Below are 15,233 nucleotides of genomic sequence, written 5' to 3'. Positions count from 1 at the left end.
TGAGGCTCTGTACCAAGACTGACAATCGAAATCCGACGAATAACACGACCTGTATACAATTCTGCAAGTTGCTGTTTTGTATGCGGAACTTAAGCGATTTTCGCCGGTCTTTAGCTACTTCGGACAGGCCGTTTTTATGCAAAAGCGGCCTTTTTTGTGGGCGCAGAAAAGTTTTGTATCAGGCCGACTTGGCCATGATCAAACCCGTCTCGATCGCCGCCTCAAGGCGGATCGCAATGAACTTCGACGTCGGCGTATGGCTGCCATCGCCGGTGCTCTCCAGCGGCACCAGCGGATTCACTTCCGGATAGTAAGCCGCCGCCTGACCCGCCGGAATATCAAACGCCAGCAAGGTAAAGCCCTTCACCCGACGTTCACGGCCATCGTCCCACAGCGACACGATGTCGGCCTTCTGTCCCGGGCGAAAGCCCAGACGAATGATGTCGGCCTCGTTGGCGAACAGCACATCGCGCTGGCCCTTGACCCCACGATAACGGTCGTCGAGGCCATAGATGGTGGTGTTGTACTGATCGTGGGAGCGCATCGATTGCAGGATCAGGTCCGGCAGTTGCCCGGTGGCGCGGGTGCGTTCGTGCACCAGATCCTTGGGCAGCCGGTTGGCGCGGAAATTGGCCCGGCCCGACGGGGTGTTCCACTTGCGTGCGCCAGCACTGTTGCCGAGGTAGAACCCACCTGGATTCTTGACCTTCTCGTTGAAGTCCTTGAAGCCCGGAATGGTATCGGCGATCAGGTCGCGGATGCGCCCGTAATCGGCCACCAGCCAGTTCCAGTCCACCGGTTTGCTGCCCAGCGTGGCCGCGGCGATCCCGGCAATGATCGCCGGTTCCGAGCGCATCTGGTTCGACAGCGGCTGCAACTGACCATTTGAGGCGTGGACCATGCTGAACGAGTCTTCCACGGTGACTGCCTGCGGGCCTTCGGTCTGGATGTCGATGTCGGTGCGGCCGAGGCACGGCAGGATCAGCGCGTCCTTACCGTGGGCCAGGTGGCTGCGGTTGAGCTTGGTGCTGATCTGCACCGTGAGGTCGCAGTTGCTCAGCGCCGCGAAGGTGCGCGGGCTGTCCGGCGTGGCCTGGGCGAAGTTGCCGCCCAGACCGATGAAGACCTTGGCGCGGCCCTCGGCCATGGCGTGGATCGCCTCGACCACGTTGTGCCCGTTGTCACGCGGCACCTTGAACTGGAAACGCCGCTCAAGAGCGTCGAGGAATGCCACCGGTGGGCGCTCGTTGATGCCCATGGTGCGGTCGCCCTGCACGTTACTGTGACCGCGCACCGGGCACAGGCCGGCACCGGGTTTGCCGACGTTGCCGCGCAGCAGCATCAGGTTGGCGATTTCCTGGATGGTCGGCACCGAGTGACGATGCTGGGTGATACCCATCGCCCAGCACATGATCACGTTCTTGCCTTTGGCGTACATGCGCGCCGCTTGTTCGATTTCCACAAGGGTCAGGCCGGACTGCGCGACGATCTGCTCCCACGGCGTGTCATCCACCACGCCGAGATACTCCAGCACGTTGGTGCTGTGGGCATTGAGGAAGTCGTGATCGAACACTGCAGGTTCACCGGCCTTCTGCGCATCGCGTTCCCACTGCAAGAGGAATTTGGCCATGCCGCGCAGTACCGCCATGTCGCCGCCCAGTGCCGGACGGAAGTACGCGGTGTTGGTCGGTTTGTCGCCATTGGTGAGCATTTCCAGCGGATGCTGTGGATGCTGGAAACGTTCCAGGCCGCGCTCTTTCAGCGGGTTGATGCACACCACTTGTGCGCCGCGCTTCACGGCTTCGCGCAGCGGTTCGAGCATCCGTGGGTGGTTGGTGCCGGGGTTCTGGCCCCAGACGAAAATCGCATCGGCGTGTTCGAAGTCGTCGAAAGTGACCGTGCCTTTACCGACGCCAACGCTCTGCGCCAACGCCACACCGCTGGCCTCGTGGCACATGTTCGAGCAGTCGGGGAAGTTGTTGGTGCCGTAGGCACGCACGAACAGTTGATACAGGTACGCCGCTTCGTTGCTGGCGCGGCCCGAGGTGTAGAACTCGGCTTGATCCGGACTCGACAACGCTTGCAGGTGCTTGCCGATCAGAGCGAAGGCGTCGTCCCAGGCGATCGGCTTGTAGCGGTCGGTCTGCGCATCGTAGACCATCGGCTCGGTCAGGCGGCCCTGGTATTCAAGCCAATAGTCGCTCTGCTCCAGCAACGAAGTGACGCTGTGTTTGGCGAAGAACTTGCCGTCCACTCGACGCTTGGTCGCTTCCCAGTTCACCGCTTTGGCGCCGTTCTCGCAGAACTTGACCATGCCGCTTTCCGGCGAATCGCCCCAGGCACAGCCCGGGCAGTCGAAGCCGCCGTTCTGGTTGGTCTTGAGCATCATGCGCAGGTTTTTCAGCGCGTTGTCGCTGGTCAACCAGGCCTGAGCCACACTGATCAGTGCACCCCAGCCGCCGGCAGGGCCCTTGTAAGGCTTGTAGCGCGGGACAGGTTTCTGGTCGGCTTGATGATGTTGGCTCACGCTTGGTTCTCCATCGCTGGGCTGTAGACCCGCGGCGCATTCTTCTGCGGCAGGTGGATGAGATTGAGGTTGTGGCGGCGGGCCCATTGCACGGCAAGGCCCGTGGGCGCGGACAGGCTGACCAGCGTCTGGATCCCGGCGCGCAACACTTTCTGGATCAATTCGAGACTGCACCGGCTGGTGACAATCGCCAGGCCGCCGTCGGTGCAAATCTTCTGGCGGATCAGCCCGCCAATCAGCTTGTCGAGTGCGTTGTGCCGACCGATGTCTTCACGGCCCAGCAGCAATTCATTGCTGGCGTTCATGAACACCGCGGCGTGTACCGCACCACAGTGCTGGCCGAGGGGCTGGAACGCACCGATGCGCTGGCGCAGACCGTCGAGCCATGCGGCGGGCGGCAGCGGTGCGCCGGGCAGGACTTGCAGATCGGGCAGGGCCTGCTCGACAGCTTCAACGCCGCACAGACCGCAGCCGCTGGTGCCGGCCAGCTGTCGGCGCTGTTGTTTGAGGTTCCAGAACGCGCGGTTGGCGATCGTCACTTGCGCGTATTGCGCCGAGCCGGCGCCGGTCAGTTGCAGGTCATAAATGTCGCTGGCGTCTGCGATGATGCCGCTGCCGAGGCTGAAACCGACGATGAAATCTTCCAGATCCGTCGGCGTCACCAGCATCACCGCCTGACTGATGCCGTTGTAGGCGATCGCCAATGCGACTTCCTCGGCGAGCGCGGTGCTGGCCGATTCCACAAGGGGCAGATCGCTGTAACTGTAGGTCTGGCTGGCGGCGGGCGCGGGCGTTTGAAGTGCAGGCGCCGCGCAAGTTGGGCGCTTGGCGTTCATGGCATCACCGACGGATTGATCAACGCTAAGACTAGGCGCGGCAACTTGTCGCGTCTAATCGCTACTGTCGATCTATTGATAGACGCCGTCGATCAGGCAATGGGCCGCGATCTGCGGGACGCGCGCCAGCCGCTTGAGCCAGCGGCGGAGCCGGGTCATTGGTCGGGCTGGAACCGGGTTCGGCAAACGTGGTCTAGGCTTGGACGTCTGGAATCCAAATCAAGGAGTGTGTGCCATGAGTCTGTTGAGCTTTGTGAAAGAGGCCGGTGAGAAACTGATCGATCTGCTGACCCCTGGTAATGCCAATGCCAGCGAGCAGTTGAAGGAACACATCAGCAAGGTCGGGCTGGGCAATCCGAATGTTCAGGCAACCGTGGATGGCGACAAGGTCACGGTGACCGGTGAGGTAGCGAGCCAGGAAGAGAAGGAAAAAATTCTGCTGGCGGTGGGTAACATCGAAGGCGTGGGCAGTGTTGATGATCAGATCACGGTGACAGGGCCGGTTGTGGCTGCGGCACGTTTTGTCGTAGTGAAGAAGGGCGACACCCTCAGCGCGATTTCCCTGGCGGTGTATGGCAACGCCAACCAGTACAACAAGATCTTTGAGGCCAACAAACCAATGCTCAAGGACGTGAACAAAATCTACCCGGGCCAGACCCTGCGTATCCCCGAGTAATACAACATCCTGTAGGAGCTGCCGAAGGCTGCGATCTTTTGATCTTGTTTTTTAAACAATCAAAGTCAAAAGATCGCAGCCTTCGGCAGCTCCTACAGGAAATCAGAGTCCCTGGATCAAATCGCGGTAATCTTCAACTGCCGCAAACTCGGCCGTGTCCTTCGGCCCCTTGCGACTGTCCGGCTCTTTCACCGCCAACAAATGCGTCACACCAAATTCCCGTGCACTGCGCAGAATCGGCAACGTATCGTCAATGAACAGACTGCGCGCCGGATCAAAATCGATATCCGCCTGCAAGGCATCCCAGAACTGCGGGTTCTCTTTGGGATAACCGTAATCGTGTGAGCTGATCAGCCGTTCGAAATACGGCGCCAGTTCGACCCGCTCCAGTTTCAGCGACAGTGAATCGCGATGCGCGTTGGTGATCATGATCACCCGTTTGCCGGCCTCTTTGATCGCCTGCAGGAAGGTATCGGCATCCGGACGCAGCGCGATCAGGTGCGCGGTCTCCAGTTTCAGTTCACGTACCGAGAGCTTCAGTTCGGCACTCCAGAAATCCAGGCAGTACCACTGCAGCTGTCCGGCATGGCGCTCGAACAGCGGCTGCAGTTCCATGTCGGCCATGGCCCGGCTCACTCCGTGCAGATCGGCGTAGCGTTGTGGCAGGTGTTCCAGCCAGAAGTGGTTGTCGAAGTGCAGGTCCAGCAACGTACCGTCCATGTCCAGCAGGACGGTATCGATGTCAGACCACGGTAAAGAAGGCATGGCAACGTCTCAAGCGGTAGAAAGATATCCGACACAAACAATCGGGAAAGCCGCGTTATAGTAGCGCGTTCACGCCAAGGAGCTTTGCATGCGCCAGAAACCCACTGTACTCGCCCGCGAGATTGTCGCCACCAGTCGCCTGTTTTGCGTCGAAGAACTGAAGCTGCGTTTTTCCAATGGCGTGGAACGCACCTACGAGCGTCTGGTCGGCAAAGGCGCGGGCTATGGCGCAGTGATGATCGTGGCAATGCTCGACAGTGAACATGCGGTGCTGGTCGAGGAGTACTGCGGCGGCACTGATGAATACGAATTGTCCTTGCCCAAAGGCTTGATCGAGCCGGGTGAGGATGTGCTGGCCGCGGCCGAGCGCGAGCTCAAGGAAGAGGCCGGTTATGGCGCTCGTCAGTTGGAGCATCTGACCGAGTTGTCGCTGTCGCCCGGTTACATGAGCCAGAAGATTCAGGTGGTGCTGGCCACCGACCTGTATGAAGAGCGATTGGAAGGCGACGAGCCCGAGCCGATGCGGGTCGACAAGGTCAACCTGCGTGAACTGGCGGCACTGGCGCAAAATCCGCAATTTTCCGAAGGCCGCGCCTTGGCGGCGTTGTACCTGACCCGCGATCTGCTGGGACAGCGCGGGTATTTTCAGTCATGAGTGAGATATCGATGAAGTTTCCCCATCCGTTAATGGCGCCGGTGGTGACGTTGGCCTTGCAGGCTGGCGAGGCGATTCTGCCGTTCTGGCGCACGGGCGTGGAGGTTTCCGCGAAGTCCGATGATTCACCAGTGACCGCAGCGGACATGGCCGCGCACCACGTGATCGTCGCCGGGCTGACCGCACTGGACTCCAGTATTCCGATTCTGTCCGAAGAAGATGCCAGCATCCCGCAGAGCGTGCGCGCCGGGTGGCAGCGCTGGTGGTTGGTGGATCCGCTGGATGGCACCAAGGAGTTCATCAGCGGCAGCGAAGAATTCACCGTCAACATCGCCCTGATCGAAAACGGGCGGGTGGTGTTTGGCGTGGTGTCGATGCCGACCAATGGCCGCTTCTATGTCGGCGGTGCCGGTCTCGGCGCGTGGCGTGGGGACAAGGGTGGTTCACCGGTGGCGATTCAGGTGCGTGACGCGCTCGCGCCCGGTGAAGCGTTTACCGTGGTGGCAAGCCGTCGCCACTCCAGTGCGGAGCAGGAACGTCTGCTCGCCGGTTTGAGCGCCAGCCTGGGCGAGTTGCAACTGGCAAACATCGGCAGTTCGCTGAAGTTTTGTCTGTTGGCTGAAGGGGCGGCGGATTGTTATCCGCGATTGGCGCCGACGTCGCAGTGGGACACCGCGGCGGCGCAGGGCGTGCTCGAAGGTGCAGGCGGCGAGGTGCTGGATCTGCAGGGCGACGCGTTCTGTTATCCGGCGCGGGAATCGCTGCTCAATGAGTTCTTTCTGGCGTTGCCGGCGAAAGCGGCTTGGCGCGCGAGATTGTTGGAGCTGGCCCGCTCATAAGATCAAAAGATCGCAGCCTGCGGCAGCTCCTACAGAGGATTTCGCACCTCCCCTGCAGGAGCTGCCGAAGGCTGCGATCTTTTGCTTCAGCGGTGCAGAACGTATTGCCCGCGAAACGTCACTGCATCCTCATCACTGCCGGTGTTGACGATTCGCGTATCGAGCGTCAACCGTGCGCGTCCATAGCGCTGATACATCGCCAGAAACTTCTTCCAGACCGCCGCCTGCGGGGCGGGGCAAATGGCCGTGGCGTCGCCGGTTACCGGCAACGGATAGCTGATCTGCCCTTCCTGAATCACGATGTGCCCGTCCTCAATGCCTTCTTCCTTCAGGCGCAGGTGCAGCCAGCCCCAACCCGCCAGCACCGCACCGCAGTAGAGACTGCCGCCGAACATGGTGCTCTTGTGATTGACGTTCGGCTCCAGCGGCAAGTGCAGGCTCAACTGCTGCTCGTGCCAGCCGAGGACCTTGAGGCCCATCTCGCGGGTCAGGGGAATGTCGTGATGCAGCACCGATTCCAGATAGCGACTGTCGCGGCTCATTCGGCTTCGTCTCCATGGGCGTTACTGTCGGCGAAATTCAAGCCGTGCTTGCGCAGTTTGTCGTGCAGGGTCTTGCGCGGAATGCCCAGGGCTTCGGCGAGGCTGCGCACCGAACTGTGGGAGCGCGCCAGTTCGGCGGCAATCAACGATTTCTCGAAGTTTTCCACTTGCTCGCTCAGGCCGCCACTGATGACTTCCACGGCGGTGCCGCCGCCTTCACTTCCACTGTTATCCAGCGCCAGTTCAAGACCGAGGGCGAAACGCTCGGCGGCGTTCTGCAGTTCGCGCACATTGCCGGGCCAGGTGTGGCGCAACAGCAAGGCGCGTTGCGCCGGTTGCAGTTCGTGCGGCGGCAGACCATGGCGGGCGCTGGCTTCGTCGGCGTAATGCTGGAACAGCACCAGCGCATCTTCGCCGCGTTCGCGCAGTGGCGGAATGCGCAGCGGCGCCACGTTCAGACGGTAATACAAGTCGGCGCGGAAGCGTCCTTGATCGGCGGCTTGCCGCAGGTCTTCCTTGGTCGCGGCGATGACGCGGATGTCCAGCGGGATCAACTGATTGCCACCCAGACGTTCGACCACACGCTCTTGCAGCATGCGCAGCAGTTTCACCTGCACGTCCATGCTCATGCTTTCGATTTCATCGAGGAACAGTGTGCCGCCGTTGGCGAATTCGAACTTGCCGATCCGGCGTTTCTGCGCGCCGGTAAACGCGCCTGGCTCATGCCCGAACAGCTCACTTTCGACCACCGATTCGGCCAGCGCCCCGGCGTTGATCGCCACGAACGGGCCGTTGCGCCGGCTCGACAAATCGTGCAGCGCACGGGCCACGACCTCTTTGCCGGCGCCGGTTTCACCGAGAATCAGCACGTCGGCTTTGGTCGCCGCCAGTGCGCCGATCTGCTCGCGCAGGCGCAGCATCGGCGCCGAATGGCCGACCAGTCGCGCGCTCAATTCGTTACGGTCGCTGAGGGCCAGACGCAGGCTGCGGTTGTCCAGCACCAGCCGGCGCAGGGCCAGGGCGCGGCGCACGCTGTCGAGCAGGGCATCGCTGGCGAACGGTTTTTCCAGAAAGTCATAGGCGCCGGCCCGCATCGCCTGCACTGCCAGCGGCACGTCGCCGTGGCCGGTGATCAGCAGCACCGGCAGCTCCGGATCCTGAGCGTGCAATTCGCTCAACAGTTCCAGGCCGTCCATGCCCGGCATGCGGATGTCGCTGACCACCACACCGGGCCAGTCACGCTCCAGTTGCGCGGCGAGACCTTTGGCCTCGGACAACGGGAGGATTTTCAGCCCGGCCAGGTCCAGGGTCTGGCCCAGGGCCTGACGCAGGTGCGGATCGTCGTCGATCAACACCACCTGAATGCGATTGTCGATGGTCATGCACTTCGATCCTCGGACGGTTGCAGGCTGACCCCGGGTGCGCCGGCGCGCAGCCGCAGGGTGATCAAGGCGCCACCTTGCTTGTGGTTGGCGAACGACAGTTCACCACCGAAGGCGCGCATCAGGGTTTCACAGATCGCCAGCCCCAGACCAAGGCCCTGAGTGCGGGTCTTGGTGGTGTAGAAGGGCTCGCTGGCGCGGCCGAGGGCTTCCATGCAAAAGCCCGGGCCGTTGTCGCGAATGTACAGATTGACGCCTTCGGCCGTGGATTCGGCACTCAGCCACAGTTTGCGCGGCGGGCCTTTTTCGGTCAGCGCATCGAGGGCGTTGGCCAGCAGATTGCCGAGCACCTGGCGCAGTCGGGTTTCGCCGGCCTCGACCCACAGGGTGGCGGCGGGCAGGTCGCGGATCAGCTCGACTTCCATGCTGCGGCGCCGTTTGGCCAGCAATGCCAATGCATCATCCAGCGCCGGTTGCAGGGCGACGCTTTCCGGAGCATGGCGGTCGCGGCGGGCGAAGGCACGCAGGTGGGCGATGATCGAGGCCATGCGCCCGGTCAGTTCGCTGATCAGTTTGAGGTTGCCACGGGCATCTTCGGTGCGTTGGTGATCAAGCAGCACTTCGGCGTTTTCCGCGTAGCTGCGGATCGCTGCCAGCGGTTGGTTGAGCTCGTGGCTAATGCTCGCCGACATCGTGCCCAGTGCCGAGAGTTTGCCGGCCTGGACCAGGTCGTCCTGGGCCCGTACCAGCTCCTGCTGAGCCTGTTCGCGCTCCAGCACTTCCTGCTTGAGGCGCCGGTTGAGGCCTTCCAGATCGCTGGTCCGCTCGGCCACCCGGCCTTCGAGTTCACGGCGGGCCTTGGCTTCGAAGGCAATACGTTCCAGGTAATGTCGACGGCGCTGCATCATCAAACCGAGCAGGAGCATCACCACCAACAGCGTGGCGCCACCGATGGCGACAACGGTGCGCACCGGACGATCGATCAGCGTGCGCGGGGCAAGGATGCTGACGCTCCAGCCGGTTTCGGCGATGTTCACGGTCTGCGTCAACCAGGCGTTTTCGCTGAGGTTCAGCGGACGCGGCTCGCGGGTCGGATAGGGCAGGATCGCGGTGATCGCCGAGCGTTCGGTGTCGCTCAATGTCCGGGTCGAACGAAAACGCCACTCCGGGCGCGAGGTGAGGATGACCACGCCGTTATGGTCGGTCACCAACAGTTGTTCCGGGGTTTTGCCCCACAGGCTTTCGGTGTGATCGAGGTCGACCTTGATCACCAGCACACCGATGATTTTTTCGCCGTTGCGCACGGCGGCGGCGAAGAAATAACCGCGTTTGGCCGACGTAGTGCCGAGGCCGAAGAAGCGTCCCAGACGCCCAGCCATGGCCTCGCTGAAATACGGACGGAAAGCGAAATTGCGCCCCACGAAGCTGTCATGTTTGTCCCAGTTCGACGCCGCCAGGGTCTGGCCGCTGGTGTCCATCAGGTACATGACTTCTGCGCCAGTCTGTGCGGCGATGTTTTTCAGCAGGCGATTGGCGTTGCCCTGGGTGACGCCGTCGTCCGGTGCGCCGAGTACGGCGCGCAGGGCCGGCAAGTCGCCGAGGATCTGCGGCAACACTTCATAGCGGTGCAGGGTGCCCAGCAGGTTGGCGACGTAGAGGTCGAGGGTCTGGCGGTTTTGTCCGGCCAGTTCACTGCGGTAATAGCGCTCGGCCAGATGCTCCAGCGGCCACAGCAGCGGCGCCAGACACAGGGCCAGCAGGGCGAGGCTGCGCCAGCGGGGTCTGCGGGGAAGGGTAGGTTTCATGAGCCGAATGCGCCTGTAGTGACAGGCGCATTATGCCTAGGCTCAGGCGAAGACGTCAGCGTCCTTGAGCAGCGCGCCGACCTGATCCTTGGCCGACAGCTTCGGCGCTTCGTCCAATTGCCAGTCGATGCCCAGCGCGGGGTCGTCCCAGCGAATGCTGCGCTCGGACGATGGATCATAGTAGTTGGTGGTTTTGTAGAGGAATTCGGCGAATTCGCTCAGTACCACGAAACCATGGGCAAAACCTTCCGGGATCCACAGTTGACGGTGGTTTTCAGCCGACAGGCGTACGGCAACCCATTTGCCGAAGTGCGGCGAGCTGCGGCGAATGTCCACCGCCACATCAAGCACTTCGCCGGCAGTGACCCGAACCAGTTTGCCTTGAGTGTTCTGCAGTTGGTAATGCAGTCCGCGCAGCACGCCTTTCTGTGAGCGTGAGTGGTTGTCTTGCACGAACTGAGTGTCCAGACCGGTCGCCTCCTGGAACGCCTTGGCGTTGAAACTCTCGTAGAAGAAGCCGCGCTCGTCACCAAATACCTTGGGTTCGATGATCAGAACACCGGGCAGATCGGTGGTGATTACATTCATGAGGTTTTTCCAGATAGGTGTGAATGGCCGACATTCTTGCGCAAAGTGCCGGCGGATGCGAGCGCTTGAATATCTCCGGTCGGGGGTTGCGCATCGTCTGTAGCAATGGCGATATAGGCGCCTAATAAAATTTCAGGGGTCGTCCCATGCCGCTTGCCACGTTGATTCATCGCGCCAGTTTGCCCAGCCCACAGGTCTCTGAGGCGCAGGCCCGGCAGTGGTTGGCGGAGCATTACGGGCTCAGCGGCACGTTACAGGCGCTGGGCAGTCAGCAGGATCTGAACTATCGGGTCGACAGTGAGCGTGGGCGCTTTGTCCTGAAAATCTGCCGCGGCGACTATGCACTGGTCGAGTTGCAGGCTCAGCATGCAGGCCTCAAGTACCTTGCCGAACACTCGTCAGTGCACGTACCCCGGGTGATCCCGGCCGGCAATGGCGCGGATCTGCTGTCGCTGGACTCCGATGGCGAGCCGGTGCACGTGCGGTTGCTGGACTACATCGAAGGTCAGCCACTGACGCATCTTGATCACTTGGGCCACGACGTGGTGGCCGGTTTCGGTCGGCTGTGTGGCGAGATGGATCTGGCCCTGGCCGGCTTCGAGCACCCGGGCCTGCAGCGCACGCTGCAATGGGACGCGCGCCATGCCAGTGCGCTGATCAGCCACCTGCTGCCGGTGATCAAGGATGAACGCCAGCGCGCGCTGATCGCGGGCGCCGCCGAGCAGGCCGAACGTCGCTTGCAGCCGCTGCAGGACAAGCTGCCGGTGCAGGCGATCCACATGGACATCACCGACGATAATGCCGTCTGGCAACGCGATGCCAAGCGTCATTGGCAATTGCAGGGCGTGATCGACTTCGGTGATCTGGTGCGCACCTGGCGCATCACTGACCTGTCGGTGACGTGCGCGGCGCTGCTGCACCATGCCGGCGGCGATCCGTTTGTGATTCTGCCAGCGGTGCAGGCTTATCACGCGGTCAATCCGCTGCAACATGAAGAATTGCTGGCGTTGTGGCCGTTGATCGTGGCGCGGGCGGCGGTGCTGGTGCTCAGTGGTGAGCAACAGGTCAGCATCGATCCGGGCAACACCTACAGCCGCGACAACCTTGAACATGAGTGGGAAATCTTCCACGTAGCGACTTCGGTGCCGCTGGCGCTGATGGAGGCGGCGATTCTCACGGCGGTCGGCCAGCCGCTGCCGGCCATTGGCGGTGAAGGTTTCGCGCCGCTGCTGCCGGAACTGGTCGGGCGGGAGTTTGCGCTGATCGATCTTGGCGTCCTGAGTCCGCACTTCGAAGCGGGCAACTGGGAGCAACCGGGCATCGATCAACGGTTGCTGACCGAAGCCGCTGCCGCGCATGGTCTGGCGGCGAGCCGTTACGGACAATATCGCCTGTCGCAGACGCGACCGGACAGTGCGGTCGAGCCCCAGACGTTCCCGCTGCACGTTGAGTTGCGCGTGCCGCAGGGTTCGGCGGTTGAAGCGCCGTTTGCCGGTGTGCTGCATCACGCGGCGGACGGTGTGCTGCAACTCGACGGACCCCAGCTCAGCGTGCGCCTGTGGGGTGTGAGCGCCTCGCTGCACAGTGGCGCGGCGCTGGTCAAAGGTCAGGTGCTGGGGTCGGTCGATGGCCCGTTGAAGGTGCAGTTGAGCCGCGTTGCGTCGCTGGATGCGCCGTTGTTCTGCAGCCCTTCGCGCGCGGTCGCGTGGCAGGCGTTGTGTCCTTCGCCAGCCACGCTGCTGGGGCTGGCCTGCGATGCCGAACCGGAGCTGGACGCCAAAACCCTGCTCGAACGACGTGACGCCAGTTTCGCCCGCACGCAAAAACATTATTACGTCGATCCACCGCGCATCGAGCGTGGCTGGCGCAATCACCTGATCGACATGCAGGGTCGCTCCTACCTCGACATGCTCAACAACGTCGCGGTGCTTGGCCATGGTCATCCGCGCATGGCGCAGGTGGCGGCGCGGCAGTGGTCGCTGCTCAACACCAACTCGCGTTTCAACTATGCGGCGGTGGCGGAGTTTTCCGAACGCTTGCTGAAACTGGCGCCGGAAGGCATGGACCGGGTGTTTCTGGTCAACAGCGGCAGTGAGGCCAACGACTTGGCGATCCGGCTGGCGTGGGCCTACAGCGGCGGCCGCGACATGGTCAGCGTGCTGGAGGCCTATCACGGCTGGACGGTCGGCGCCGATGCGGTGTCGACGTCGGTTGCCGACAACCTGCGAGCGCTGGAAAGCCGTCCGGACTGGGTACATCCGGTGACTGCGCCGAACCTCTATCGTGGCGAATTCCGTGGCCTGGATTCTGCGCCGGATTATGTACGCAGCGTCGAAACGCAACTGGCGCATATCGCCGCGCAGGAGCGCCAATTGGCCGGTTTCATCTGTGAACCGGTGTACGGCAACGCCGGCGGAATTTCCCTGCCGCCCGGTTATCTGAAACAGGTCTATGCGCTGGTGCGGGCCCAGGGCGGGGTGTGCATCGCCGATGAGGTGCAGGTCGGATATGGGCGCATGGGTCACTTTTTCTGGGGCTTCGAAGAGCAAGGCGTGGTGCCGGACATCATCTGCATGGCCAAGGGCATGGGCAACGGTCAGCCGCTGGGCGCGGTGATCACGCGTCGGGAAATCGCCGAGGCACTGGAAGCTGAAGGTTATTTCTTCTCGTCGGCCGGCGGCAGTCCGGTGAGCTGCCAGATCGGCATGGCGGTGCTGGATGTGATGGAAGAAGAAAAGCTCTGGGAAAACGCCCGGGTGGTGGGCGGGCATTTCAAGGCGCGCCTGGAAGCCTTGATCGATAAACATCCGCTGGTGGGCGCGGTGCATGGTTCCGGGTTCTATCTGGGGGTGGAGCTGATCCGCAACCGCGAGACGCTGGAGCCGGCCACCGAGGAGACCACGCTGTTGTGCGATCGCCTGCGCGAGCTGGGGATCTTCATGCAGCCGACCGGGGATGACCTGAACATTCTCAAGATCAAACCGCCGATGGTCACCTCGCGGCGCAGTGTGGATTTCTTTGTCGACATGCTGGATCGGGTGCTCGAGGAAGGCCTCTAAACCAGACCCTTCTAGGAGCTGTCGCGGGCTGCGATCTTTTGATCTGGCTCTTCAAAATCAAAAGATCGCAGCCTGCGGCAGCTCCTACAGAGATTCAGATTTATATCGATAATAGTTGTTTTATTTTAGATGTCTGGATGTCTGTTGGCTTTTAATGCCGATATTTATCGGTTATAAAGTCGCCATTGCTTCGCAACCCCCTCGACGGTTCCCTGGAGTCCTGATCCGATGACCACCTTGAAAAGTACCCCGCGTGACGATGGCTTCTACATGCCGGCCGAGTGGGCGCCGCAGACCCAGACCTGGATGATCTGGCCCGAGCGTCCGGACAACTGGCGCCTGGGTGGCAAGCCGGCGCAAGCCGCGCATGCGGCCGTGGCCAAAGCCATCGCGCGGTTTGAACCGGTGACGGTCGCGGTGTCGGCCGGTCAGTACGAGAACGCTCGTGCACGCCTCGATGTACCGAATATTCGGGTGGTCGAGATGTCCAGCGATGACGCCTGGGTGCGTGACAGCGGCCCGACCTTCGTCATCAACAACAGCGGCGAAGTGCGCGGTGTGAACTGGGATTTCAATGCTTGGGGCGGGTTTGAAGGCGGTCTGTATTCGCCGTGGAACCGTGATTCGCAGGTCGGTGGCAAGATCCTCGAAATCGAGCGCAGCCCGCGTTATCGCACCGAAGGTTTTGTGCTGGAAGGCGGTTCGATTCACGTCGACGGTGAAGGCACGCTGATCACCACCGAAGAGTGCCTGCTCAACCACAACCGCAATCCGCATCTGGGTCGCGAAGAGATCGAAGCGGTGCTGCGTGACAATCTGTCGGTGGATAAGATCATCTGGTTGCCGGATGGCCTGTTCAACGACGAAACCGACGGCCATGTGGATAACTTCTGCTGCTACGTGCGCCCGGGCGAAGTATTGCTGGCGTGGACCGACGATCCGCAGGATCCGAATTACCCGCGCTGCCAGGCCGCAATGAACGTGCTGCAAAGCAGCACCGATGCCAAGGGCCGCCCATTCACGGTGCACAAGATGCCAATTCCAGGGCCGCTGTACGCGACTGAAGAAGAGTGCGCCGGTGTCGATCCGGTGGACGGTACCCAGGAGCGCAACCCTTCCGTGCGCCTGGCCGGTTCCTACGTGAACTTCCTGATCGTCAACGGTGGCATCATCGCGCCGAGCTTCGACGATCCGATGGACGCGCCTGCGCGGGAAATCCTGCAGAAGCTGTTCCCGCAGCACGAAGTGGTGATGGTGCCGGGCCGCGAATTGTTACTGGGCGGCGGCAATATCCACTGCCTTACCCAACAGCAGCCAGCCCCGCACAAAGAGTGAGTTGAGACGTAACAGCCTGAGTTGATTAATAAATCACCCGGGCTGCAAGTTTTTTGCGATGGGTGCGAATAAGCCCGCGGTCCTGCTGGACCGCGGGCTTCTTTGTATCCGCCTGTCGACAAATCGGAAACCTTGGCATAGCTCTTGTATCGGATACCGCGCACTAGGGAGGGGGGGAACTTCAACAGTTCTGTCATATACCTTGGATAACTTAGCCGCTCACG

Annotated in this window: 12 protein-coding genes; 5 read left to right on the top strand and 7 right to left on the bottom strand. The window is 61.8% G+C overall.

Going from position 1 to position 15,233, the window contains the following annotated elements:
* Window positions 1–178 precede the first annotated feature (178 nt).
* Together AB1J88_RS19260 and fdhD are read right to left on the bottom strand one after the other, a co-directional pair.
* Window positions 179–2,527: an FdhF/YdeP family oxidoreductase gene (locus AB1J88_RS19260; RefSeq protein ID WP_430291747.1), complete on the bottom strand. Its 2,349-nt coding sequence runs from the start codon at window positions 2,525–2,527 to the stop codon at window positions 179–181.
* Window positions 2,524–3,363 (bottom strand): formate dehydrogenase accessory sulfurtransferase FdhD, encoded by an 840-nt coding sequence (fdhD, locus tag AB1J88_RS19255; protein ID WP_430291746.1) that lies wholly within the window; start codon window positions 3,361–3,363, stop codon window positions 2,524–2,526. Before fdhD ends, AB1J88_RS19260 begins: the two co-directional genes overlap by 4 nt.
* Window positions 3,364–3,598: 235 nt before the next feature.
* Between fdhD and lysM the strand changes: the two genes are divergently transcribed.
* Window positions 3,599–4,039, top strand: coding sequence for a peptidoglycan-binding protein LysM (gene lysM / locus AB1J88_RS19250; protein WP_027611221.1), 441 nt, complete (start codon window positions 3,599–3,601; stop codon window positions 4,037–4,039).
* Window positions 4,040–4,141: 102 nt separating this feature from the next.
* Here the strand turns inward: lysM and yrfG are convergent, their stop codons facing one another.
* Complete coding sequence (yrfG, locus tag AB1J88_RS19245; RefSeq protein ID WP_430291745.1) at window positions 4,142–4,804, bottom strand: GMP/IMP nucleotidase; 663 nt, start codon at window positions 4,802–4,804, stop codon at window positions 4,142–4,144.
* A gap of 88 nt (window positions 4,805–4,892) precedes the next feature.
* Between yrfG and nudE the strand changes: the two genes are divergently transcribed.
* Window positions 4,893–5,459, top strand: a complete 567-nt coding sequence (gene nudE, locus AB1J88_RS19240; RefSeq protein WP_041071285.1) for an ADP compounds hydrolase NudE — start codon at window positions 4,893–4,895, stop codon at window positions 5,457–5,459.
* A gap of 11 nt (window positions 5,460–5,470) precedes the next feature.
* Window positions 5,471–6,298: a 3'(2'),5'-bisphosphate nucleotidase CysQ gene (cysQ, locus tag AB1J88_RS19235; protein ID WP_430291744.1), complete on the top strand. Its 828-nt coding sequence runs from the start codon at window positions 5,471–5,473 to the stop codon at window positions 6,296–6,298.
* Between the two features lie 86 nt (window positions 6,299–6,384).
* On the opposite strand, the gene AB1J88_RS19230 is transcribed toward cysQ, so the two are convergent.
* The 4 genes from AB1J88_RS19230 to rfbC are packed head-to-tail and all read right to left on the bottom strand — an operon-like array spanning window position 6,385 to window position 10,615.
* On the bottom strand, window positions 6,385–6,840 hold the full coding sequence (locus AB1J88_RS19230) for a thioesterase domain-containing protein (RefSeq protein WP_041071291.1): 456 nt from the start codon (window positions 6,838–6,840) through the stop codon (window positions 6,385–6,387).
* Window positions 6,837–8,222, bottom strand: coding sequence for a sigma-54-dependent transcriptional regulator (locus tag AB1J88_RS19225; protein ID WP_041071294.1), 1,386 nt, complete (start codon window positions 8,220–8,222; stop codon window positions 6,837–6,839). The genes AB1J88_RS19230 and AB1J88_RS19225 overlap by 4 nt, the downstream gene beginning before the upstream one ends.
* Window positions 8,219–10,027 carry a sensor histidine kinase gene (locus tag AB1J88_RS19220; protein WP_041071297.1) on the bottom strand — a complete coding sequence of 603 codons (1,809 nt, stop codon included), beginning with the start codon at window positions 10,025–10,027 and terminating at the stop codon, window positions 8,219–8,221. The genes AB1J88_RS19225 and AB1J88_RS19220 overlap by 4 nt, the downstream gene beginning before the upstream one ends.
* 42 nt (window positions 10,028–10,069) lie before the next feature.
* Complete coding sequence (gene rfbC / locus AB1J88_RS19215) at window positions 10,070–10,615, bottom strand: dTDP-4-dehydrorhamnose 3,5-epimerase (RefSeq protein ID WP_222017265.1); 546 nt, start codon at window positions 10,613–10,615, stop codon at window positions 10,070–10,072.
* Between the two features lie 146 nt (window positions 10,616–10,761).
* On the opposite strand from rfbC, the gene AB1J88_RS19210 reads away from it, so the two are divergent.
* Entirely contained in the window at window positions 10,762–13,674 is a 2,913-nt protein-coding gene (locus AB1J88_RS19210) for an aminotransferase (protein WP_430291743.1), read from the top strand.
* Window positions 13,675–13,902: 228 nt separating this feature from the next.
* Window positions 13,903–15,009 (top strand): agmatine deiminase, encoded by a 1,107-nt coding sequence (gene aguA, locus AB1J88_RS19205; protein ID WP_047290833.1) that lies wholly within the window; start codon window positions 13,903–13,905, stop codon window positions 15,007–15,009.
* The last annotated feature ends 224 nt before the right edge of the window (window positions 15,010–15,233 follow it).

Source organism: Pseudomonas sp. S8, from assembly GCF_050473925.1.
Taxonomy (GTDB): Bacteria; Pseudomonadota; Gammaproteobacteria; order Pseudomonadales; family Pseudomonadaceae; genus Aquipseudomonas; species Aquipseudomonas parakoreensis.
Note: the sequence above shows the minus strand (reverse complement) of the source record. Positions and strands in the feature narration are given on the sequence as shown.

Coding starts and splice junctions, on each gene's coding strand:
- fdhD (WP_430291746.1), bottom strand. CDS start 3,363: ATGAACGCCAAGCGCCCAACTTGCGCGGCGCCTGCACTTCAAACGCCC.
- lysM (WP_027611221.1), top strand. CDS start 3,599: ATGAGTCTGTTGAGCTTTGTGAAAGAGGCCGGTGAGAAACTGATCGAT.
- yrfG (WP_430291745.1), bottom strand. CDS start 4,804: ATGCCTTCTTTACCGTGGTCTGACATCGATACCGTCCTGCTGGACATG.
- nudE (WP_041071285.1), top strand. CDS start 4,893: ATGCGCCAGAAACCCACTGTACTCGCCCGCGAGATTGTCGCCACCAGT.
- cysQ (WP_430291744.1), top strand. CDS start 5,471: ATGAAGTTTCCCCATCCGTTAATGGCGCCGGTGGTGACGTTGGCCTTG.
- AB1J88_RS19230 (WP_041071291.1), bottom strand. CDS start 6,840: ATGAGCCGCGACAGTCGCTATCTGGAATCGGTGCTGCATCACGACATT.
- AB1J88_RS19225 (WP_041071294.1), bottom strand. CDS start 8,222: ATGACCATCGACAATCGCATTCAGGTGGTGTTGATCGACGACGATCCG.
- AB1J88_RS19220 (WP_041071297.1), bottom strand. CDS start 10,027: ATGAAACCTACCCTTCCCCGCAGACCCCGCTGGCGCAGCCTCGCCCTG.
- rfbC (WP_222017265.1), bottom strand. CDS start 10,615: ATGAATGTAATCACCACCGATCTGCCCGGTGTTCTGATCATCGAACCC.
- AB1J88_RS19210 (WP_430291743.1), top strand. CDS start 10,762: ATGCCGCTTGCCACGTTGATTCATCGCGCCAGTTTGCCCAGCCCACAG.
- aguA (WP_047290833.1), top strand. CDS start 13,903: ATGACCACCTTGAAAAGTACCCCGCGTGACGATGGCTTCTACATGCCG.